Origin of the sequence: Arcanobacterium phocisimile (genome assembly GCF_016904675.1) — a bacterium.
In the GTDB taxonomy this organism is placed as follows: domain Bacteria; phylum Actinomycetota; class Actinomycetes; order Actinomycetales; family Actinomycetaceae; genus Arcanobacterium; species Arcanobacterium phocisimile.
In genome coordinates this window covers 1,150,091-1,173,278 of record NZ_CP070228.1, presented here as the reverse complement: position 1 = coordinate 1,173,278, position 23,188 = coordinate 1,150,091, and the positions used below count along the sequence as shown (strand labels likewise).

At 49.8% G+C, this 23,188-nt stretch carries 15 protein-coding genes and 1 riboswitch; of the genes, 8 read left to right on the top strand and 7 right to left on the bottom strand.

Annotated features, from left to right (window positions below):
* Nucleotides 1-58 precede the first annotated feature (58 nt).
* Together JTE88_RS05205 and JTE88_RS05200 are read left to right on the top strand one after the other, a co-directional pair.
* Complete coding sequence (locus tag JTE88_RS05205; RefSeq protein WP_204423230.1) at nucleotides 59-5,509, top strand: S8 family serine peptidase; 5,451 nt, start codon at nucleotides 59-61, stop codon at nucleotides 5,507-5,509.
* Nucleotides 5,510-5,603: 94 nt separating this feature from the next.
* Complete coding sequence (locus JTE88_RS05200; protein ID WP_204423225.1) at nucleotides 5,604-6,248, top strand: pyroglutamyl-peptidase I; 645 nt, start codon at nucleotides 5,604-5,606, stop codon at nucleotides 6,246-6,248.
* Between the two features lie 53 nt (nucleotides 6,249-6,301).
* On the opposite strand, the gene putP is transcribed toward JTE88_RS05200, so the two are convergent.
* Entirely contained in the window at nucleotides 6,302-7,876 is a 1,575-nt protein-coding gene (gene putP / locus JTE88_RS05195; RefSeq protein ID WP_204423223.1) for a sodium/proline symporter PutP, read from the bottom strand.
* A 151-nt stretch (nucleotides 7,877-8,027) separates the two neighbouring features.
* Here putP and JTE88_RS05190 point away from each other — a divergent pair, with 151 nt between their 5' ends.
* Nucleotides 8,028-11,537, top strand: a complete 3,510-nt coding sequence (locus JTE88_RS05190) for a proline dehydrogenase family protein (RefSeq protein WP_204423222.1) — start codon at nucleotides 8,028-8,030, stop codon at nucleotides 11,535-11,537.
* 130 nt (nucleotides 11,538-11,667) lie between these two features.
* Here JTE88_RS05190 and JTE88_RS05185 read toward each other — a convergent pair whose 3' ends face one another.
* From JTE88_RS05185 to JTE88_RS05175, 3 genes are all read right to left on the bottom strand, one after another.
* Nucleotides 11,668-12,495, bottom strand: a complete 828-nt coding sequence (locus tag JTE88_RS05185) for a MetQ/NlpA family ABC transporter substrate-binding protein (protein ID WP_204423220.1) — start codon at nucleotides 12,493-12,495, stop codon at nucleotides 11,668-11,670.
* A 133-nt stretch (nucleotides 12,496-12,628) separates the two neighbouring features.
* Nucleotides 12,629-13,363 carry a methionine ABC transporter permease gene (locus JTE88_RS05180; protein ID WP_204423219.1) on the bottom strand — a complete coding sequence of 245 codons (735 nt, stop codon included), beginning with the start codon at nucleotides 13,361-13,363 and terminating at the stop codon, nucleotides 12,629-12,631.
* Nucleotides 13,360-14,349 carry a methionine ABC transporter ATP-binding protein gene (locus tag JTE88_RS05175; RefSeq protein WP_204423217.1) on the bottom strand — a complete coding sequence of 330 codons (990 nt, stop codon included), beginning with the start codon at nucleotides 14,347-14,349 and terminating at the stop codon, nucleotides 13,360-13,362. The genes JTE88_RS05180 and JTE88_RS05175 overlap by 4 nt, the downstream gene beginning before the upstream one ends.
* A gap of 5 nt (nucleotides 14,350-14,354) precedes the next feature.
* Nucleotides 14,355-14,441, bottom strand: a riboswitch (SAM riboswitch).
* Here JTE88_RS05175 and JTE88_RS05170 point away from each other — a divergent pair.
* Nucleotides 14,435-14,686 (top strand): hypothetical protein, encoded by a 252-nt coding sequence (locus tag JTE88_RS05170; protein WP_204423212.1) that lies wholly within the window; start codon nucleotides 14,435-14,437, stop codon nucleotides 14,684-14,686. (Overlaps the previous riboswitch by 7 nt.)
* 188 nt (nucleotides 14,687-14,874) lie before the next feature.
* On the opposite strand, the gene JTE88_RS05165 is transcribed toward JTE88_RS05170, so the two are convergent.
* Together JTE88_RS05165 and JTE88_RS05160 are read right to left on the bottom strand one after the other, a co-directional pair.
* A complete protein-coding gene (locus JTE88_RS05165; protein WP_204423211.1) occupies nucleotides 14,875-15,582 on the bottom strand; it encodes a purine-nucleoside phosphorylase in 708 nt (235 codons plus the stop codon).
* An 80-nt stretch (nucleotides 15,583-15,662) separates the two neighbouring features.
* The gene (locus tag JTE88_RS05160; protein WP_204423209.1) at nucleotides 15,663-16,916 is read right to left on the bottom strand and encodes an AI-2E family transporter; all 1,254 of its coding nucleotides are present in this window, start codon (nucleotides 16,914-16,916) and stop codon (nucleotides 15,663-15,665) included.
* Nucleotides 16,917-17,007: 91 nt separating this feature from the next.
* Here JTE88_RS05160 and JTE88_RS05155 point away from each other — a divergent pair, with 91 nt between their 5' ends.
* Nucleotides 17,008-17,766, top strand: a complete 759-nt coding sequence (locus JTE88_RS05155; protein WP_204423204.1) for an HAD-IIB family hydrolase — start codon at nucleotides 17,008-17,010, stop codon at nucleotides 17,764-17,766.
* Between the two features lies 1 nt (nucleotide 17,767).
* On the top strand, nucleotides 17,768-18,448 hold the full coding sequence (locus JTE88_RS05150; protein ID WP_204423202.1) for a vitamin K epoxide reductase family protein: 681 nt from the start codon (nucleotides 17,768-17,770) through the stop codon (nucleotides 18,446-18,448).
* A gap of 4 nt (nucleotides 18,449-18,452) precedes the next feature.
* Here JTE88_RS05150 and JTE88_RS05145 read toward each other — a convergent pair whose 3' ends face one another.
* A complete protein-coding gene (locus tag JTE88_RS05145) occupies nucleotides 18,453-18,890 on the bottom strand; it encodes an HIT family protein (RefSeq protein WP_204423201.1) in 438 nt (145 codons plus the stop codon).
* 116 nt (nucleotides 18,891-19,006) lie between these two features.
* On the opposite strand from JTE88_RS05145, the gene leuS reads away from it, so the two are divergent.
* Together leuS and JTE88_RS05135 are read left to right on the top strand one after the other, a co-directional pair.
* On the top strand, nucleotides 19,007-21,886 hold the full coding sequence (leuS, locus tag JTE88_RS05140) for a leucine--tRNA ligase (protein ID WP_204423199.1): 2,880 nt from the start codon (nucleotides 19,007-19,009) through the stop codon (nucleotides 21,884-21,886).
* Between the two features lie 277 nt (nucleotides 21,887-22,163).
* Nucleotides 22,164-23,126, top strand: a complete 963-nt coding sequence (locus JTE88_RS05135) for an aldose 1-epimerase (protein ID WP_204425770.1) — start codon at nucleotides 22,164-22,166, stop codon at nucleotides 23,124-23,126.
* Nucleotides 23,127-23,188 lie beyond the last annotated feature (62 nt).

Here is a 23,188-nt window from a genome sequence, read left to right as displayed (position 1 = left end):
TGTTCAATAAAGATATAAAGTAAAGATTGCGTTAAGTTTAATATTCGAAGGGGAACTGATGGGGAGACTTTTAAAATCTGCAGCCCTTGCTTTATCGCTGATTCTCAGTGTTGGAGTGGCAGCGCCAGCAAGTGCAACACCTTTGTCGCAAGCACGGCATTCCAGCGACATCTCATTGAGAGATGCCGATTCCTTGATCAAAGCTCACAGTGATCAGACATCACAACGTGTTCGCGTTCTTGTACTTCTCAAGCAACAGCCAACACGTGTATCCGAACTCGGTGAAGCAGACAATAAATATAAACAAGCACAATTAATTTCGAAGTGGCAAGAAAAATACGACTTAGAGCTGGGGCGTCAGCTCGGTTTCCTCGTTAATGGTTTTGCCGCGACAATGCCAGCGAATAAGATCCCGGCTTTACAACGTGAGGCAGAGGTCGCTTCTGTTAGACGGGAGCGTACATTTGGAAAACTAGAACACAATGCGCGAAACATGGAAGGTGTTCCAACTGCTTTCGATCGCTACGGCCTCGATGGTAGCGGAACCGTCGTTTCCATCATCGATTCGGGTATAGATCCACGGCATAAAGATCTACAGTTGTCGGAAAGCGAATGCGCGCGAGCAAAGCTTGCGCCAGATACCTCCCACGGTTCCTTGTTTACGTGTAAGGTACCAGCCGGATATAACTTTGCCGACGATAATTATGAAATTATTGATCATAATGAAAGTGAACATGGGCAGCACGTAGCCGGTATCGTCGGGGCTAATGGCTCAAGCAGGGAAGATATTGCGCAACCAAATATCATTGAAAACGAGTCGTTTAATGGAGTAGCTCCACGAGCTCAACTCTTAGCTATGAAGGTTTTTCCAAACAACCCAGATGCACGGGCGAATGATTCAGATATTATTGCTGCTATCGAAGCTTCAGTGAAACTGGATGCCGATATCATTAATATGTCTTTAGGCTCTGCCAATGGTAACCGGAATGATTCAGATGGAGTAGCGCGTGCTATCGCCAAAGCGCGTGAAGCGGGAGTTTTGGTAGTTGTTGCTGCGGGCAATGAGGGAAAGAATTTCTCGCCCAACGGAGAATTAGATAATGCTTCGGGACTACTCGATGATGCAACGCTCGGATCTCCAGCAGCCGATACCGGAAGTTTCGCAGTGGCCTCACTCGATAACCAAGTGCAAGTTGTCCCGGTGGCAACCTGGCGCGTTGGTGAAACTGGCGCAGAGCAATCCCTACCGCACAAGGCTGCGACGGGTAGCGCCGACGGAAAGACGTATGAGCTTGTGGATCTAGGATACGGTCAAGAGAGCGATTTTACCTCAGACAAGCGAACAAAACTTGCCGGAAAGTTTGCTCTTATCCAGCGTGGAAAAGAGCGTTTCTCAGACATGTTCGAGCGTTCATTTGCAGCTCATGCGGCAGGCGTGCTGGTTTATAACAGTGCAGATCACGGAGAAGAGTTCATCGGCATGGGGGGAATTGAGCAATATTCACAATTCTCTGCATCGACTTACCACTCTGTGGGTGAAAAACTCAGCAATGAGTTGAAAGAACAAAAGGTCTACGTAACGTTCACTAATAACCGGATGCTTACCGAATACGGCGGGAAGCAAGCCCTACGGCCTTCATCGTTCACCTCGTGGGGTCCAACTCCAACACTCGATTTCGCACCGCATATTTCTGGTATTGGCGGAGAAGTATATTCGACGCAAAATGACGATCGTTATATTTCGATGTCGGGAACGTCAATGGCATCCCCGAACGTTGCTGGCCTTTCTGCACTATTGTGGCAACACTATGCTAAGACGTCGCCAGAACTGACAGGGACGGAGCGCACAGAACGGATTCGTGCAGCGTTGATGAACACCGCACAGATACCTGAGAGTGAGGAAGGAATTCCTTATGCTCCACGTCAAGTTGGTGCAGGTTTGGCCCGAATTGATCACGCAGCATCGACTACGGTGATTGCTAAGGTAGATGGCTTACCGTATGTCTCGTTACGTGAGGTTAAAAAGCCCACCACGTTTACCGTCCTATTACATAACTACGGGCAAGAGGATGCGTCGTACACGATCCCGGAGCAACGGGTGGTTAACGAAGTCCAGGCTGAATCAGGAAACGTCACAACAGTTGTCTCTAACGAACAGCTCAGCGCAGAGGCCACGAATGTTACGATTCCAGCTGGCGAAGAACGGAGTGTTTCTTTTACACTCATACCGGAAACTTCAACACCACATTACGTTGAAGGATGGGCTCGCTTCATCGGTAACAACGTTCCAGATATTTCTGTTCCATACTTAGGCTTTGCGGGTAATTGGAATGACGAGCGTATCATCGAAGAGCCAGACGTCGAGTGGGGCGATCCCGTTCCGCATACTGCATACACTGGCCTCGCTACTCTGCGTGAAGACCTCGTCGTCCCAATGGGCCTACTTAATGATGTGGTTGATGATCCAGAAGATGATCGTGATCTGACGTTGTGGATGTCACCAAATGCCGATGGCATGCAAGATGTGATCTTCCCACAGCTTCTTGTACGTCGAAATGCTGCAGATGTTGAATACGCAATTGAATCCACAGATGGAAAGATCCGTCAAACTACCGGAAAGCAACAGGATCTGCGGCGCTTGACACTCAAAACAGCGCTGAGTCCGGAAATGACAAACGATACTATCGTAGAAAATGCTAGTGCGTATGGTTTTGATGGCAAGATTTATGATCCAAAAAATGTCAAGTTGACGAATGTTCCTGATGGTCAGTACAAATTTGTGGTTAAAACACGTATTTCTTCAGATTATGACTGGCAGGTAATTGAGCTGCCGTTTGGCATCGATACCAGCATCCCAACTGTCTCTTTTGGTCGTTACGATCGGGAGTCGGGGTACGTTTACTTCACTGTGGAAGACACTGGTTCTGGTATTCAGGTACTTCCCGTTGTTGATACCGATTCTGAAACGAATATCGTTGCCGAACGCGTAAACAATTCTGATTCGCAGTTCCGCGTTCAGGTTTCGCCTGATACTACCCATGTCGTGGTCACTGCCGGTGATATGGCGGCAAATGTTGCCACAGCCGCACATATTCTTGATCCGGAGGCAAAGCTAAGTGTTGCTTTTGCTCACGATATTGAAACTGGTCCGATTGGGCCTATCGATCCATTTGTAACAACTGCAGGGGACACAAACGGACCTAAGCTAATACTCGATGGATACGTAGCTGATGATGTTGCAAGGGTTACGATTAACGGCTCCGACGTCGACATTACTGATCGTAATTTCTATGAGCTTTTCCCATTGGTTGCAGGAAACAATGACATCACTATCGTGGCGTTCGATAACACCGGAGCGCAAGTCAGCCGCATTCGCCTGAAGCCGTTCTACGACGACGAACCACCGGTTCTCGACATCAAGTCACCAGTTCCGGTTGCTGAAAGTATGGTGACGGTCGTTGGGCAGATAACGGATAACAACCCAGACGCTGAGCTCGTCGTCTTGGTCGATGGTATTCGAGCACAGATCGATGAAAATGGCGACTTTAGTGCTGCCGTCGAAGTTTCTGACGAAGCTCAAACCGTCACGGTTGTTGCTAGTGATGGTGCACAACGTATTTCTCAGGCAGTACCCATCGCTGGTCGAGGTGCAGATAACCTGCTCCCGCCTCCTCCACCACCATTGCCAGGTGGTCCAGGCATACCACCATTACCTGATGACGGTTGGAATGAGGGTAGTCCACTTCCAGAAGTTACTAACGCTCAATGTAGTGAACAGTTAGATATATGTGCAGTGCCAACTGATACCACTGACTATGATCGCGATAGTGAAACGTTTTCTCTTCGTGGTACTCTCGATGCGCAGCATATCGTCAAATTACAATTAGTACCGACTGGTCAAGCTGTTGACGGAAAAATTGTAGAGCCAGAACCGTTGGTGGCAGAAATCGACCATGAAGCGGGAACTTTCGTTATTGAAATCCCAGCTCAAACAGGCCAAAATGATTTCCGACTTGAGGTATTTGCGTCGGGTAGGGAAGGTGTTGAGTCCGAAAAGGTTTCGGAACACGGTTTCAAGCTCCTTATCGACGTTAACGTTCCACGGATCCATATCGACCAACCGATTACTATTGGCGGTTCAATTTTTACGCAGACGAACAATGTAGTCTTCACCGGAAAAGTTTCTGATGATGGTTGGGGTTACAAGTTCTTGATCAACAACGATACGGTCGAAGAACGAGAAAATAATTCCGGACACGGCCCACGGTCAAATGAGCGTGAGTTCACCTATCCATTGAAAGTTGAAGACGACGATAAAGTTTTGTTGACAGTGATCGATAGCTTCGGTAACCAAATACTCGGTGTCTACCCAGTAGTGGTGGATAAGACCGCACCAACGGTGACGGCACGACACGGTGACGAAACTTTAACCGAAAGTACCTTAATCCAGGATGATAAACCACTCGATATCTCGGCCAATGATCGTCATGTACGTAGGTTGAAAGTCGAGCTTAGGGACATCGCGGGGAAGACGATCTCCACAGATAGCGTGTTCTCGAATGTGGATGTTACTGAACGTCGGGTAGAAGACCTCATGGCAGATGTCCGTGAAATTCGAGATGCCGCTATGAAAGATTCACTTTCAGATGGCGCTACCGAGCTCAGTAGTTCAGCTTTTTCGTCTAGCCTTGAGAGTTCCGAAGGGTTGAACGCTTCAACAGGCAGTGTCGAGAATGAAATGTTCCTCTCTGGAACCGAAGTAGACGTAACCTCACAAGATCTTGCGATTCGCATAGAAACACGTGATTTGGATGCTGGTTTATATACCTTGACTATGTTGGCTGACGATCTAGCTGGAAATAACGCACGATCGGCAGTGACGTTCGCTGTCGATCGGCTGCCACTTATCCAAGGTCCACATACTGTCGATCTTGCGCTAACTCAGGAAGAGATGCGCAACACTGCACTAGTCGCTGAAGGACTTTTCAATAAGTTCACCATTGTTGACGACGGTTCAGCAGATTTCGTCGGTGATGGAAGTGGTGCGGGTCAAGCCCGATTCCTCCTTGATCCATCCACGGTGTTTGTTCCAGGTGTCAATAACGTCATGTTACGAGTGGTTCAACCTAACGGTATGGAGGCACATAAGTTGATCGCTGTGAATGTGGTGGTCAAGGACACTCCTACGAAACCGACGATAGATGACAGTGCGAAGCCTGAATCACCTGCAGGTACTCCTGGCGGTTCTACGATGCCGCGTGTTGACGGTTCGCTGATACCTCCGACAGGAGTGGCTATCCTTCCTCAAGATGGAAAAATGCAACCACAAGCGCCGATTCTAATTTCTGGGGATTCGATAAGTGCAGGTCCGCATGTAGACCATACTCTCACTAATTCGCTCAACAGCGAGTTGCCAAAGACAGGATCGTATGCAGGCTTCCTCGTGGTGTTTGCTTTGATGCTTGTAATCGGAGGTGTGAGTATTAACAAAGGTGCGCGTCGATTCTGACGCCGATGATTGGCAGTAGTTGGGGTGGTACGATACGTTACCACCCCAACTACTTGTTGCGTATGCAGCGGAAGTAACAGGTAGAATTCTTATCATGCGTATTCTCGTAACAGGTTTTGAACCATTCGGAAATGATGTCGAAAATGCCAGTTGGGAAGCAGTCTCCCGGCTACCAAGTCAGATCGAGACTACTGGTAGTAACGTGGAGATTTTTCGCCGAATGTTGCCAGTCGAATTCAATCATGGACGGGAGAAGTTGCGGGAATTTATTGTGGATACTCGCCCTGATGCAGTGGTCTGTGTTGGCGAAGCGGGTAGGCGTGTTGATATTACTCCAGAAACCACTGCAGTTAACAGTGCGCGAGCAGCCATCGCTGATAATTCCGGATATTTGGCTACTGGGGAAGCACTAGATGCTGGCCCCCGAGTAATTGACTCGCGGTTGCCTAATGAGCACATTGCCAATACTTTAGCCGATGCCGGTTATCCGGTGTCACTATCTCATGATGCTGGACAATATGTGTGTAACGCGGTTTTTCGTGCCAGTCTGACACACTTTGCGGGGCCTGCCGGTTTCATTCATGTACCAGCTGTGCGTAGCCAAGGTGTCGCGACTGTAGGCCGAGAAACAGATGCACATACGTCAGTTGAAAAAGTGCTAGATCGTCAAAGGCTAACCTTTGACGATCTAGCACAGGCACTTATTTTGGTTTGCAAAACGGTAGCAGAGTACGCCTAGCACGATACACCGTCTACGCTATGGCGGAGATGAGTCGACTCCTTGATACATGGTTATCCACGAGTGCTGCGGTGATTGTAGCTATCATCGCTCGCCGTAGCGCGCACTCGGGAAATGACTTCGTGGTTTGCTGACCAATCATGTGCGAGTTCGGCTGCAGCGTCGAATTCTGCGTCGATAATTTTGTGAGGCTTGTAGGTGAAGAGTGATATCACAACTGAAACGATGAGGTTGACAAGGAAGCCTGGGACGATTTCGTAGAGATCGAAAATTCCGCCCGAAAGATTGCTCCATAAAACAACTGTCACTGTTCCCGTGAGCATTCCGGATAAAGCTCCGGAGGTAGTAAGCTTTCGCCAGAATAGTGAAAGAATGATGATTGGTCCAAATGCGCCACCGAAACCAGCCCAAGCAAAGGCAACGAGCTGCAAAATAGTATCCGATGGGGAGATTGCCAATAACGCAGCGATAACCGAAATGGTGACTACCGCTAACCGGGAAAGCAAAACGCCGCGCTTTTCGGATACTGCTTTGTGGAAGAAAACTGAGTAGATATCTTCGACGAGAGCCGAAGAAGAAACAAGAAGCTGCGAGGAAATGGTGGACATAATGGCAGCGAGAATTGCGGCGAGCATGAATCCAGCTATGAACGGGTGGAACAATACTTGGCCCATGTAGATAAAGACTTGCTCAGGATTCTCAAGTATGCTTTCGCCAGACTGTTGAGCGTATGCTACACCGACTAAAGCGGTCCCCATGGCACCAAGGATGGACAGCACCATCCAGCCAATTCCAATGCGGCGGGCAGAAGTTGCTTCGGAAGGTTTACGAAGAGCCATAAACCGGACGATGATATGTGGTTGACCGAAATATCCAAGTCCCCAAGCCAAGGCAGAGATTATGGCTACGATCCCAGTGAATGGTAATCCGTTACCGCCGGTCAATGACTGTAGGTCCGGGTTGACGAGTTCAGCTGACTGGAGAGCTTGTTGGGGTCCACCGACGACGATTAGCCCAATAACCGGGACCATGACGAGCGCAAGAAGCATCATGATACCTTGAACTAGATCTGTCAAGGAAACTGCGAGGAATCCACCAAGTAGTGTGTACAGGATGGTTACGCCTGCGACTAACAGCATGCCGGTGAGATAGTTAAATCCAAAAGCTGCTTCGAAGAATGTGCCGCCAGCCACCATGCCTGAGGAAACGTAGAAAGTGAAGAAGAAAAGAATGACGAACCCTGACAGGATACGTAATGCATGGGACGAGTCGCGCAAACGCGAATCTAGAAAAGAGGGAACGGTTATCGAATTATTGGACACTTCAGTGTAGGAACGAAGGCGTGGTGCGACAAACTTCCAATTCAGCCACGCGCCTACGGTTAGGCCGATAGCGATCCAAGATTCGACTAGACCATTGGCATAAAGTGCGCCAGGCAGTCCCATGAGTAGCCAGCCGGACATGTCTGATGCGCCAGCGGATAGGGCGGCAACTGCGGGGTGCAGTTGACGGCCGCCGAGGATATAGTCATCGACAGATGAATTCTTACGGTAGGCCCAGAGACCAATTGTGATCATCGCCAGAAGATAAATGATCATTGATAAAATTTGAAAACGTTGGTCGCTCATGCGCTACTCCCACTCATTGATTAACCTCAACAGTACCGTACCGGTTAGTAAATAGTAATAAAATCGTAAAAGTCTTACATTGAAGATAAATTTACGGGTATATTGGTAAGTATACATTTCTACGAACTAAGTAGTATTCGAAGGGAAGCCCATGGTTACTCCAATCAAAAGAGATATTGACCTCGCCCAAATAGCACAAGAAGCAATCGGACGAGCGCGAACATGGGCAGATAGGGCGGCTACCTTACCAACTGATCGTGCTGGACGTTTACTCGCTGATGTACTGGCCTCTGACGGTGGACTCAATTTTACTATCGACTTCGTAGACAAAGTGATCCGACCAGAAAACAAACAGGTCGCGGCACGTAACCTCGCATCTTTATCAACCCAAAAAATTGACTTTCTTCCGCAATACTTGTCGTTGCCTGCGCAGGCTGGTGGCAAAATAGCGACAACAGCACCCCGCGTCGTCGTGGGAACTGCATTTAGAGTCTTCCGGGCCCTCGTTGGTGATTTGGTGCTCGATACTAGTCCAAAGAAACTCGGGCCGGCAATTCGCAAGCTTCGCAAAGACGGCTCACGTTTGAACCTGAATCTTTTGGGCGAAGCCGTTCTAGGCAAGAAAGAAGCACAACGCCGACTCAAGGCAGTGATGGAACTTCTTGATCACGACGATGTCGATTACGTTTCGATCAAAGTATCGGCAGTCCTCGGCGTCCATAACCCGTGGGGCTACGACAAAGCCGTGTCCAAAGCGGTAGCAGGATTGCTACCGCTATATAAAAAGGCACTCTGTCTCGGTAAGTTTGTGAATTTGGATATGGAGGAGTATCACGATCTCCATCTCACCATTGATGTCTTTAAACGATTACTGGAGATGTCAGAATTCCATGACTATTCGGCAGGGATCGTTTTACAGGCCTACCTTCCTGATGCTCTCGATGCTATGGTCGATTTACAACAATGGGCCGCGCAGCGAGTGGCGGCTGGAGGGGCGCCGATTAAAGTCCGTCTTGTTAAAGGTGCAAACTTGCCGATGGAGCACGTTGATGCTCTCATGCATGGGTGGAACCTGGCCACGCAATCGTCCAAAGCCGCCTCAGATGCGAATTATATGCGTGTTTTAGAGTATGCCTTACGTCCCGAACATATAGTTAATGTACGTTTAGGCATTGCCGGGCACAATATGTTCTCGTTGGGGTTTGCGCTTGCGTTGGCACACGCCCGCGGCATCACTGATGGATACGACGTCGAAATGCTCAAAGGCATGGCAACCAACCAGGCGCTAGCTGTCCGGCAAGACGTCGGTAATATTTTGTACTATGTGCCGGTGGTAGACCCTGCGGAATTTGATGTAGCGATCTCCTATCTTGTACGTCGCCTTGAAGAGTCTGCTGCCAGCGATAACTTCATGTCAGGAGTATTTGATTTTCCGCATAACAACCACGTGTTTGACCGCGAATGCGGGCGGTACGTCACTGCGCTTTTAGGTGCCTTCCCAGAAATAAGCGGTGATCTACGTCAGGTACTTCCAACGGATAATATTGGTGAAGTTCCCGAACTTAGTTTCGGTCCGCGGCGTCAACAAAATCGCCTCCTCGACGACGTCGAGTTGGTAACCACTTTCCATAACGTAGCCGATTCAGATCCTTCCCTGCTAGCTAATGTGTCCTGGGCTAACCAGATTTTTGCGCGTATGGCAAAAACCGAGCTTGGTCTTCAGCTCGCTAACCAAGCACAGGTAACCACACCAAAAGAAGTTGATGAAAATATCACGATAGCTCGTCAAGCTTCGTCGTCTTGGGCAGCGCTCAGTGCGCATGAGCGCGCCATGATTTTGCGTAAAGCAGGTCAGATTATCGGACAACGCCGTGCAGATTTCATTGAAGTGGCCGGAAACGAATGTGGAAAGATTCTCGGCGAAGGCGATATCGAAGTTTCAGAAGCAATCGATTTTTGCAATTACTATGCCGATTTGGCTCTCGAACTTGACAGTTTAGAAGGAGTCGAGGTTCGTCCGGCGCAGGTGACTGCAGCTATACCGCCATGGAATTTCCCAATCGCAATCGCTACCGGCTCGGTAGCTGCCCCACTGGCAAGTGGATCAGCAGTCGTATTCAAGCCTGCTGAACAAGCCCGTCGCACGGGGGCACTCGTAGCTCAAGCGATGTGGGATGCAGGAGTACCCCATGAAGTTTTGCGTTTGATCGATATTGATCCACAAAATCTTCCTCTGGCTGGCCAGGCATTAGTCACTGGCGTCGATCAAGTAATCTTTACAGGTTCTGCCCAAACGGCTGAGCTATTCCGGTCATGGAAACCCGACTTACGTATTTTCGCTGAAACGTCTGGTAAAAACGCCATCATCGTTACTGAACAAGCAGATATAGACTTGGCTGCAAAAGACATTGTGACCTCTGCATTTGGTCACGCCGGTCAAAAATGCTCTGCATGTTCACTGGCAATTCTCGTGGGCGAGATGGGCACATCAAAGCGGTTGCTCGAACAGATTGTAGATGCAGCTAGGTCATTGGTTGTCGCCTATCCAGATACCCCAGATGCCGAAATGGGGCCGGTTATAGAACCAGTAGCAGGAAAGTTAGAATCCGGATTGACCCGACTTGAACCTGGGCAAAAGTGGCTTTTGACGCCAAAACAGTTAGATGAAACAGGTCGTTTATGGTCGCCGGGAATCCGATACGGGGTCGAACCTGGCTCGCACTTTCATCAAACTGAATATTTCGGTCCGGTGCTGGGCATTATGCAAGCGGAAGACCTCGATGAAGCAATAGATATGCAAAACAGTGTTGACTACGGCCTAACCGGTGGTATTCATTCCCTCGATAGTATGGAAATTGCTACCTGGCTCGAACGTGTCAAAGTTGGAAACGCCTACATCAACCGTGGTATCACTGGAGCTATCGTCCGTCGTCAGCCATTTGGAGGGTGGAAGCGTTCGTCGGTTGGAACCGGATCGAAAGCAGGTGGACCAGATCATTTGCTTGGTCTGGTGCATGTCAGTCCGCGTTATGATGCTCAAGATCACCACGACGCGTTTATGTCAACGAAATTTGCGAACGAATTACTCGGTGATCTCGCACAGCTGCACAACTCAGTTGAACCTCATCGACGTTCAGTGTTCAATAAGGCAATAGTGAGTATTGACCAAGCACTTGCTACGCGGTACCTCACTGATGTAGACATATCACAACTGGGCGTCGAAAAGAATATTTTGCGCTACAAGCCAGCTTCGGTCCATATTCGTCTAGAGGACCGGGAAAACTGGGATTTGGCGATGTCGATGATTGTTGGTGCTTTAAGTGGCGGGGCTGATGTTTCGCTTTCGGTCGCCGGTGAATTGCCCGGCTCCTTCGCTATTTTGCTGCATGAGAATGGCGTCGAAGTCAGCGTCGAATCGCATGAGGATTGGTTAGCAAACTTAGCCGCAGAGCCGGCATTCCCTGCGCGCATACGATATATCGGAGATAATCCGAACGAGATCGCCCAAGTAGTTTCCGGTTCTATAGACGTAGCGATCTATTCCGAGCCGTTAACTGGTAATGGACGGATCGATCTGCGCCCGTTCTTCCGAGAGCAAGCAATTGCGGCTACTAATCATCGTTTTGGCGATCACACGCGAATTCTCGATAGTGTCCTTTGAGGCCGGCAAATAGCTAGGCATAGGCATCGGAGAGTCTGAACAGCGATCAAGGTAAAAAGGGTGGTGAGCAACCGATGTTAGCTCACCACCCTTTTGGTGTCTGAGATTCACAGAAGTCTAGTATCTCATTTTAGAAAGCCGGAATAATTTCACCGTTTGGGTAAGACTTGCGGATAAAATCTGCTACCTGTGGCGAATGCAAAAGCTTTTCTAATTTCGCGATTGCCTCATTCTTGGGGGAATCTTTCTTCCAAGCAAGAATATTAGCGTAAGGGTTATCTTCGCCGTCTTCGATAGCGATAGCATCCTTTGTCGGGTTCAGACCGTGGTCTAAAGCGTAGTTACCGTTGATGACTGCGATATCGACGTCCGGTAGTTGAACTGGAATGATCGCCGCATCTGCCTCAATGAGAGTGTACTTATGCGTATTTTTCGCTAAATCGTGAATAGTGGGATTCTCAACGTCTTTAAGCTCAAAGAGACCGAGTTTTTCGAGCAGTTTCAATGCGCGGGCCTGATTCGACGGATCATTGTTAACCAAGATCGATCCACCTTCAGGAATGCTTGTGATGTCCGTCAACTTCTTAGAAAAAACGGCATAAGGCTCGATTTGGATTCCTGCACCGTGATCGAAGTTATATCCCTTTTCGGCCACTTCAGTGTCGAAGTAGGGCAGATGTTGGAAATAATTAGCATCGAGCTCGCCTTCTTCCAACGCAACGTTAGGTTGGATGTAATCAGTGTATTCTTTGACCTCTATCTTTAAGCCTTCATCGGCAGCAAGGTTTTCGTCAACGTATTTTAAAATATCTGCATGCGGTACTGGTGATGCGCCAACAGTAATCGTCACGATTCCCGAACTGCTGTCGGCTGAGTTAGCAGTATCTGTTTCCGATGCACAAGCGGTTAGTGCGAGTAGAGTGGCGACTGTGGTCACGAGGTAACGACGTATTTTCATGGTATTTCCTTAGTATCACGCCAATATAGGCAAAATTGGATAGTTATCGAGCGGATTCGCACACGTGCACGATCGCATCCGTATGATAGACAAACCCGCGCCAAGGCGGAGGTGGATCCCGGCTGGTTGGGCCTTAGCGGTGATCAACCAGCCGGCTAAGCATGTCGCCGATCCATTGCACTATTTGTACCATGACTAAAATGGCGATAACGGAGATGATGACGACGTCAAAATGATGGCGCGTATACCCTTGGTTAATAGCGAGGGCGCCCAAGCCACCACCGCCAACAATCGAGGACATTGCTGAGTATCCGATTACTGTGATAGTTAAAATCGTGATTGACTGAATGATTGCTGGGAGTGCTTCACGCACCAAAACCCCTGTCATAATTGACAACGACGATGCGCCTGCCATTTGTGCAGCCTCAACCTTCCCATGTTCTACTGCACGGACGTTGGATTCTACCAACCGAGCAAAATAGGGGACAGCTGAAACAATAAGTGAAACAGTAAAGGCTGGCCAGCCCACGGTGGACAATCCGGGGATGCTGGCAAACCTGATGGCGTACAACACGATCACAGCTAAGATGATGAATGGTATAGCACGCCCTATATTAACTGTGGCGCCGATAATCTTATGAGCGTATCGGTGGGGGATCAAACCTTCTTTACGAGTCTCAGCCAAGACCACACCTAGTGGCAAACCAAGGATGACAGTGATGATAGTCCCAACGCTAACCATTAGCAGTGTTTCACCGATAGCGCTGATTAATTGATCCTGGATGACTGGGCGATTGAACCATGTTCCTTCGTCGCCACGTGCAGTGAGGATTAGTGATGGCATTATAGTGAAGAATTGATTATTCATACGTCACGCACCTGTGCGAAAATCATGGCCTTATCGAATTGGCTTGCGTATTGTTCTCCTTGGCCGATCGGGACTGCAATTGCAAGGCGCCCCACTTGTACTTCGCCAACAGATTCAAAGGTTCCTGCGGCAATGTCGGCGCCAAGTTCAGCTACTTTACTCAGGACCCGCGACCCGGTGGGTTCGCCAGGGTGTGACGTGAAATAGAGATCGACGACGTCGTTTAATTCGGTGGTGTAAGAATCAAGTTCGGGTAATGGGATGAGCATCCGCGCTAACTGTGACGAAGGGGTCTGAAGAATATCCGAGATGAAGCCAGTTTCCAGGATACGTCCAGCATCGAGGAGAGTAACAGAATCACAGATTGAGCGAACGACTGACATTTCGTGGGTGATAACGACGACCGTAACTCCCGTTTGTTCTCTAACGTTTTTCAATAGTGTCAAGATCGATTCGGTAGTTTCGGTATCCAGAGCTGATGTAGGTTCATCTGCTAGCAAGACGGCGGGTCGATCTGCCAGTGCTCGTGCGATACCAACGCGCTGGCGTTGCCCGCCAGACAATTGTGCTGGGTAGGAGTGCGCTCGATCTTGCAGTCCGACAAGAGTAAGAAGTTCTTTAACTCGGATATCGATTTCGTTACTGGGGACTCTGGCTATCCGCAATGGGTAAGCAATATTTTCATAGGTTGTGCGTGCTTCTAAGAGGTTGGCTCCCTGGAAAACCATACCTATACGGCGGCGAGCAGCGCGCAACTGTTTCGACGTTAACTGAGTGAGGTCTTCATCGTCAACAAGAATTGAACCACTTGTGGGGCGTTCGAGCGCGGTCAGACACCTGATGAGGGTGGATTTTCCTGCACCTGACTCACCGACAATTCCGTGGATAGTGTTGTCCGGTATGGTGAGTGAAAGATTGTTTAGCGCATGGACATCTGATCCACCCTTGCGTGGATATATCTTGGATACATTCTTGAGCTCTATCACGCGTTCCTCCATCGTACTCGGCAGTAGCACCCGCCGGATACGGGTTGCTGCAGCTTCACTGAGCCGAGTCTCTCAGCTGCTCTTGATGAACAACTCCAGATTGACATGGAAACAAGCCGAAATCAAGCTAGTCTCATATTCTGAACATCTCCACGATAATACGTTTGTTGCCGGAATACGTTCTCGGAACGGTTTGTGTGATCAGTCTTTCGTTCGCAGGTATTGGTACGACAAGACTGGCGGTTTTCAAGCAACTGATGTTACGCATTTTGTGTCGGAGCCCTATGTCAAGATGTTCTCATGGTTAGACATTGTCATGATGAACAAAACGGATTAACCCCTATGGCAACAAAAGGAGGTCCCGGCGGTGGATTTGACGTTTACCCGGCTCTGCGGATGGAACGTAGCGTAAAGGAAAGGGAGAGCATCACGGAAACCTCTGCGTCTTCTGGCAATACAGGAAAATAATAAGTTGGTGCTCCTCTAAGAATGAGAAGCACCAACTCGATGATTGCAGAATTTGAGCTAGCAGTGTGCCGCTGCTACTGCCAACGCGAGGGCCTTTTGGAACTTGCTCTCACGAGCTTCTGCGTCCATATCTTCACTTGGTACAGTGATGTGATCTGAAACAGTGAGGACGGCCAAAGCCTGGCGATCATACTTTGTTGCCAAACCGTAAAGTGCGCCAGCTTCCATTTCGACGCCCAAGCAACCGATCTTTGCTAGTGCTTCATTTTCTGCCGGATCAACTCCGTAGAAGCGATCACGCGAAACAATAGCTCCGACATGTACGGTATCGTCGTCGCCCGCAGCATCAGCTGCGCCACGTACGAGATCGTAAGAGGCAATTGCGGAAAAGTGAATATTGGGAGTCATATAGGTATTCATGATTCCCTCATAATGGGCACCGTTGGCGATGATGACATCCCCGACTGCGACTTTAGAGGAAAGACCTCCAGCGGTACCAACACGGATGATGCGCTCAACACCGTACGACATAAATAATTCGTTAACGTAAATCGACAACGACGGTTGTCCCATGCCGGAAGCCATAATCGACAGGGGTTTGCCGTTGACCTCACCGGTGTAACCTACGATCCCACGAACATGCGAAACCAAACGTGCGTCAGGCATCAGCAGTTCCATCATTTTGGTTGCGCGCTTTGGATCACCGGGCATAAGGACTGCGGGTGCAAAATCGCCTGGTTCGGCACTAATATGCGGTGTTGCCATAAGGATTTACCCTTTCAGATCTATGATCACGAGATTTTCGATGATCTAGTTACGAGTATTCTAGCTGATATCAGCTATGGTTATTTGCCACCAAATCCGAAGAGTCGCGCAGTGCGCGCATACTTAGCTTTGCGGCGTTCGGCAGGCGAAGTCGTAATCGCAACGTTTGACTCGAAGTCGTGCCAGTACTCTTGGCGGACTTCAAGGAAATTCTTTGCGGGACCACCTGGGCGGTCGGCCAAAGAATCCAAGTAAGGGTACATGTCATGCCCGCGTAAGTAGAGGATGACAACGTTGAGCGCTGCTACAAGAGGAACAGTAAAAATTGCTCCCACAATGCCAGCAACAGCAGATCCTGCCGCCACAATCAGAACGACAGCAAGTGGATGAATGTTGAGTGCATTTCCTTGGAGAATTGGTTGGAGTAGATTTCCTTCAATCTGTTGAACAACGAGGATGCCAAGTGCCATCATCGAGGCCATGAAGAACGATTGGGTATTGACAAGTACGATGATAATTGCGACAAATCCGGATAAGAAAGCGCCGACAACTGGGATGAAGGCCGCTAAAAATACGAGGAGTCCGATCGGTAAAGCCAAGCTCATTGGAGTCTCGAGGATCATTGCGATGACGGCGATACCTACCGCGTCGATGAGCGCAACCAATGCTTGGGTACGGGTGTAGTTCCCGATCATAACCCAAGCGCGGATTCCTGCTTCATTCGCGCAGTTTTGGTAATGCAATGGCAGTAAGCGTACGCACCACTGCCACAACCGACGGCCGTCCTTGAGGAAGAAAAAGAGAGTAAATAACATCAGGAGAATGCCGGTGAGCATTGAAGTCACCGTTGAGCCGACTGCAACAACGCCACCGAGCACCTGGCGCGAATTTCTGGTGAGCGTGTTTTGTATTGCTCCCCATGCGTCAGTGAGTTGATCGCCGATATGGGGGAACCGCTCAGTGAGATCTTGAACAATCGTGCTCACGCCTTCGTTTAATTGTTCTGAAAGATCGCTAAATCCAGAAACAATACCGACCGATGATCCCCACATCAGTACCCCTACGAGGGCTAAGAAGAATAAAAAAACTGTACCCGCGGCAAGGCTTGCCGGGAATCTCAAGTACTTTCGGAGCATGGAAACTAAGGGTTCCAAGACTACAGCGAGCAGGAAAGCTACCATTACGGAAATGACGAGTGTATAGAAAGTTAGTGATAGCCAGCCAAGGGCAGTCAACGCAAGGCCAACAACGATCAAGCGCCATGACCACGCAGCTGCTGTCATTAACGGCTGAGGCACTCGTTTTATCGCGTGCTCTTCGGCCTTTGTTTTCATAAAAGTCTCCTTACATGCGTACAATGGTTTGAGCCTATCAAGTGACAGTCTTGTCATGGATGACCTAACGCGAAAATTACGGTGGAGATGTATGACACAGTATGAATTAGTGGCATTTGACTTAGATGATACGCTCGCGCCGTCGAAGTCCCCATTGCCGGAAGAAATGGCTCACGCACTGCGTTCGCTTTTAAACATCTCTGAAGTGTGCGTTATTTCTGGTGGCAACTTCACGCAGTTCTCGACTCAGCTCCTTGACCATCTTCACGCCACCGCCGATCAACTAAATAAACTGCACCTTATGCCTACTTGCGGAACGCGCTACCTACGCTATAGCGATGGACAATGGGAGACAATCTATGCTCGCGATCTCAGCACTACCGAACGGCACCGTGCTCTAGAATCTCTAGAAAAGCGCGCGAAAGAACTCGGCTTATGGGAAGCAAAAACATGGGGTCCGATCCTTGAAGATCGTGGATCACAAATCACCTTCTCTGCTTTGGGACAACAAGCACCAGTCGAGGCAAAACAAGCCTGGGATCCGGACAGGAGTAAAAAAGAAGCTCTGCGCGCAGCAGTGGCGGCAGACCTACCAGACCTAGAAGTGCGCTCGGGCGGCTCGACGTCGGTCGACATCACGCGAGCAGGCGTTGATAAAGCCTACGGTATCGCTGAATTATCCAAGCAAACCGGCATTGCTATCAGCGATATGCTTTTCATCGGCGATCGGTTAGACGAAGGCGGTAACGACTATCCGGTACTTAAGCTCGGTATTGATGCGCACGCAGTTACTGGTTGGGAAGATACCGCGCAATATGTGCATGACTATGTGAAAGGCGTGAAGGACTGATATGGCGCGGAAGATAGACAGTGAGCTTACTGAGGAACAAATCGTTGCCAAGCTCGTGAAATACGATGCTTACCCGACAGCACACCAACTAGCTGGGGGAGCTGAACGCGGGCTCGCCTGGTTGATCACTCTCTGCGGTTTCATCGGCCTGTGGTCATCACTGTCGTTGATCATCGCCGAGAAAGAAAAACTCACAAATCCACAAGCTATTTTATTGTGCGATGTCAACCCGCTGGTCGGTTGTGGAGAGTGGATCGGCGCCTGGCAAAATGAAGTTTTCTTCGGGATCTCCAATTCAGTGTTGGGCTTAGCTTTCTTCGCTGGTATCGCGGCACTGGGCCTTGGCTTACTTGCGCGTGCCCAATATGCCCGTTGGCTATGGCAACTGCTATCCGTCGCGTTAGGCGGCGGAATCGTCTGGGTTATGTGGTTTATGTACGAAAGCTTGGCGGTAGAGGGTAAACTCTGCCCATACTGCATGGTTACGTGGGTAGTAACAATATTGCTCTTCGTTCACGTCACCGCGCGTAGCGCTCAAGCCGGCCACTACGGCCAAGGCGCGCAAGATTTTGGCCGATCCTATGTGCGCAATCGCTGGATTGTTATTATTACAGCATACGCCGCCGTCATCGTTTTGATCGTGACGACTTTTTGGAACCTGCTCTCAGTCTTAGTTTCCTAGAATTCTAGAGAGCATCCATATATTCCGGAACGTGCTCGCCGTAGCCCAGCTCGAACAACGCATTACGCAACTCCATCATCGCTTTCGTGATATCAGCAGCTGGAGCGGCACTAGCCTTATGCAAGTTCGCGGCACTTTCAGATTCAGCCGGGATAACGTGAATATGAGTATGAGGAACCTCAAAACCAAGAATTGTGACAACGCTGCGTTCGACGCCGAAAGCCTTTTCTTGTGCGTTTGCAATAATCTGCGCGACTTTCATCGCGTGCGCAAAAACTTCTGGATCGACGTCATTAAACTTCGGGACCTCAGCTCGTGGAATAACCATCACGTGACCGGGGCGGACTGGTTCAATTGTTGCCATGGCGACGACGTCGTCATCAGCCCAGACGAATTTTCCGGGAATTTCACCTGCGATAATCTTTGTAAAAATACTACTCATGATGCCAGTCTACCTCCTCGAGACGTTTGGTGTATCACATGTTCGTTGGACGGAGAAAAGCCGACTCCTGAGTTACCATTAAGATTAATGATTTTATAACGAAAATAAGGAGAATCATGTCGGCATCAAGTAGCTTCCCGTACCGCTACACTGCCGAACTTGCCAACAAGATCGAAGTATCATGGCAAGACCGGTGGGACAATGAAGAAACTTTTAACGCACCAAACCCAGTTGGCGATCTAGCCGACGGGGCTGAGCTAGCCAACGATGCCTACTTCCTCCTTGATATGTTCCCATATCCATCGGGCAAGGGTTTACACGTTGGTCACCCACTCGGATTTATCGCAACGGATTGCTTGGCACGCTATCAGCGTATGCAAGGCAAGAACGTACTCTACACGATGGGTTTCGACGCATTTGGCTTGCCAGCAGAACAGTTCGCCGTGCAAACCGGCCAGCACCCGCGCATTACCACTGAACAAAACATTGACAATATGCGTTCACAACTACGCAAGCTGGGCATGTCGCATGAAAAGCGCCGTTCGGTAGCAACAACTGACGATAACTTCGTTGGCTGGACCCAGTGGATCTTCTTGCAGATCTTTAACTCTTGGTATGACGAAAGCGCACCAGGCCGTGAGCCAGGCACGACCGGTCGAGCACGCCCAATCAGCGAACTAGTCTCTGGGTATGAAGATGGGTCAATCCCAACGCCAGAAGGGAAACCGTGGGCGGAGATGTCGGCTACCGAACGTCAGGCAGCCATCGATAGTCGCCGATTGGCATACGTTGATTATGCCCCAGTGAACTGGGCGCCAGGCTTGGGTACTGTGCTAGCTAACGAAGAAGTCACCTCGGACGGCCGTTCTGAGCGTGGTAACTTCCCAGTCTTTAAGCGAAACCTCCGCCAGTGGATGATGCGCATCACCGCCTACTCAGACCGTTTGGCGACCGATTTAGACAAGGTCGATTGGCCTGAAAAGGTGCGCTCTATGCAGCGTAACTGGATCGGTAAATCGCATGGTGCGCACGTCGATTTCACCGCGCATGGCGCCGATACTGACCACACTTTGACCGTGTTCACAACCCGTCCAGATACGCTGTTTGGCGCAACTTTCATGGTTGTTTCACCCGAGCATCCGATGCTTACCGAGCAAGCTTTGCCGACGCAATGGCCAGCAGGTACCGAAAGTGAATGGACCGGCGGTGCGCCAAATCCGCTGAGTGCTGTGAAGGACTACCAACGTGCCGCTTCGCAGAAGTCGGATAAAGAGCGAGCCGATGTCGATAAGACCAAGACTGGCGTCTTCACCGGAATCTTTGCAACGAACCCGGTTAACGGAGCACAAATCCCAGTCTTCACTGCTGATTACGTGATGATGGGTTATGGTACCGGCGCAATTATGGCTGTTCCGTCTGGCGATCAGCGCGATTTTGATTTCGCTCGTACCTACAACATTCCGATTATTGCAACGATCGAAACGCCAGCTGAGTTCGACGGTGAATCGGCATGGACCGAAGACGGCTTAATCATCAACTCGGAAAACTCAGAGATTTCGCTCAACGGGCTTGATAAGGATGCCGGCAAAGCCAAGATGATCGCATGGCTCGAAGAAAAGGGGATCGGTAGCTCCGCAATTACCTATCGCCTGCGTGACTGGCTGTTCTCACGGCAACGCTACTGGGGTGAACCATTCCCGATTGTTTACGACGAAGACGGCGTGGCACATTCGCTACCAGAGTCGATGCTGCCAGTAGCATTGCCAGATACCCCAGACTATTCGCCTCGTTCTTTTGATCCGGATGATGCTGACTCTGAGCCCGAACCACCATTGGGACGCCTCACTGACTGGGTCAATGTTGAACTTGACTTGGGTGATGGAGTGAAGAAGTATCGCCGCGAAACCAACACGATGCCAAATTGGGCAGGCTCGTGCTGGTACGAGTTGCGCTATATTGATCCAACGAACGATGAGAAATTCATTGCTCCGGAAAACGAAGAATATTGGATCGGTCCAAAGGACGGAAAGCCTGCTGGTGGTACTGACCTATATATCGGCGGCGTTGAGCATGCTGTTTTGCATCTGCTCTATGCGCGTTTCTGGCACAAGGTACTCTATGATTTGGGTCACTTGAGCTCAAGCGAGCCGTTCCACAAGCTGTTCAACCAAGGCTACGTTCAAGCCTACGCCTACACCGATTCACGTGGGCAGTACGTGCCTGCTGATGAAGTCGTTGAAGTTGCCGCAGCTGACGGTTCTGGCGAAGTGACCTACGAGTGGAACGGCCAACCAGTTAATCGTGAATACGGCAAGATGGGTAAGTCGCTGAAGAATATCGTCACGCCAGACGAGATGGCTGAGCAGTACGGTGCAGATACGTTCCGCGTCTATGAGATGTCGATGGGTCCGTTGGATGCCGACCGCCCGTGGGAGACCCGAGCAGTTGTGGGTGCACAACGATTCTTGCAGCGCTTGTGGCGCAATATCGTTGACGAGGAAACTGGGGAACTAGTGATTGTTGACGAACCAACCGACAAGGAAACACAGAAGTTGGTTGCGCGCACGATCCACGATGTTCGTGAAGAGTTCGAAAGCATGCGGATCAACACTGCAATTGCGAAGGTTATTGTGCTCAACAATCACGTCACAGGTAAGCCAGTTACCCGCGAAGTTGCAGAAACCTTGGTACTGCTAACCTCGCCGATTGCGCCGCATATTGCCGAGGAGCTATGGAAACGTTTGGGGCACAGTGAGTCCTTGGCCTACGTTCCATTCCCGACGGTGAGCGACGAGTCGTTGCTGGTAGACGATACTGTCACGTGTGTCGTGCAGGTTAAGGGCAAGGTTCGTGACCGCCTCGAAGTTCCGACCGATATTTCGGATGCGGATCTTCAGGCACTAGCATTGGCTTCGGAGAAGGTTACACAATACCTTGATGGCGAGCCTCGGAAGGTTATCATCCGTGCACCACATTTGATCAATATCGTGCCGTGACTGAGATGAGTTATGGGGTCGGGAGGTTTTCTCGGCCCCATTGCTTATAGGCAGTTACATGATGACGAGTAAGGCTTCGCGCGTCGATGTAAAACGTTGGGAACGTCGTGCGGTGGGTGACTCTTAGGGCTTGTCATTCCGCAGTGAAGACTTCAAGTGCTCAGTATCTGAAACCTAAATACTCTTTTATATGAATTTAGGTGTATGATTTTACGAAAATAATTATGATTTTTTCAGATCCATTCTTGATGAACGAAGGTGAGAAGCTGTGAGCTCGATGAGTGCTACAACTGTTGAATCGACAGTGTTTGACGGATTACCGGCATGGAAATTGTCGTCTGCTAGTGGAGCGAGCGCCGTGGTTGCTGAGCGCGGGGCAACTTTGATTTCGTGGGAGCCCCAAGCAGGTGTTAACGTAATCGATGGCTATGTTTCTCGTGCAGAGCTGGAAGATGGGGGAGATGCGCGCTCGAAAGTCATGGCTCCATGGCCAGGCCGATTGACGCAGTCTTCGTACGTTTTTGAGGGGCAGACGTACACGGTTGATGAACTTCCGGCCGGTGCTGCTCATGGTTTGGTGGGGACTGCAGATTTCGTGGCCACGAATACTGAAGGCGCCCTGGTTTTGGAATACGAGTTTCCTGGTTCAGCTGGTTACCCGTGGCCGTTCAAACTATCGGTTGTATTCTCGATTGATACCGGTGCCCAAGGTGAAGAGCATTTGACGGTATCTTTGGAAGCTTCGCATGAATTGTCGCACGGTATTCCATTGGCGTTGGGCTGGCATCCGTATCTCCACTTCCCGCAGTCGCGTGCTTCGAATATGTCGGTTACGATTCCAGCACGTACGCGAGTTGTTTATGATTCGACTTTGGTTCCGCGCCCTGGTGAGGCCGCGTATGCAGGTATTAATGCACCATTCAAGCTCGACTTTTTAGGCAATCAGCAACTCGATACTTCTTTCCGAGGTCTTATACCAGATGAGAACGGTGTAGTGACAACTGTTCTGCGTGATCCTGCAACAAATGCGCAGATTGAAATCGCCCAAGAACCTGCTGAGGCTCCACTGGTCCATATCTTCACTTCCGACGGCGTCTCGCGTAATGAGCGAGGATCGGTTGCTATTGAGCCATTGAGTCATGTTGCTGATGCATTTAACCGTCCCGATGCTGCCGGTTCGATTGTTATTGCTCCAGGAACATCGCGCACATTGACCGTGACGATTACATACCGCAAGTAGTGTGTTTGCAGCCTAGTGCAGGCGCTAACGCACTGTACGGATTGTACCGGCTGTGGGCTTGT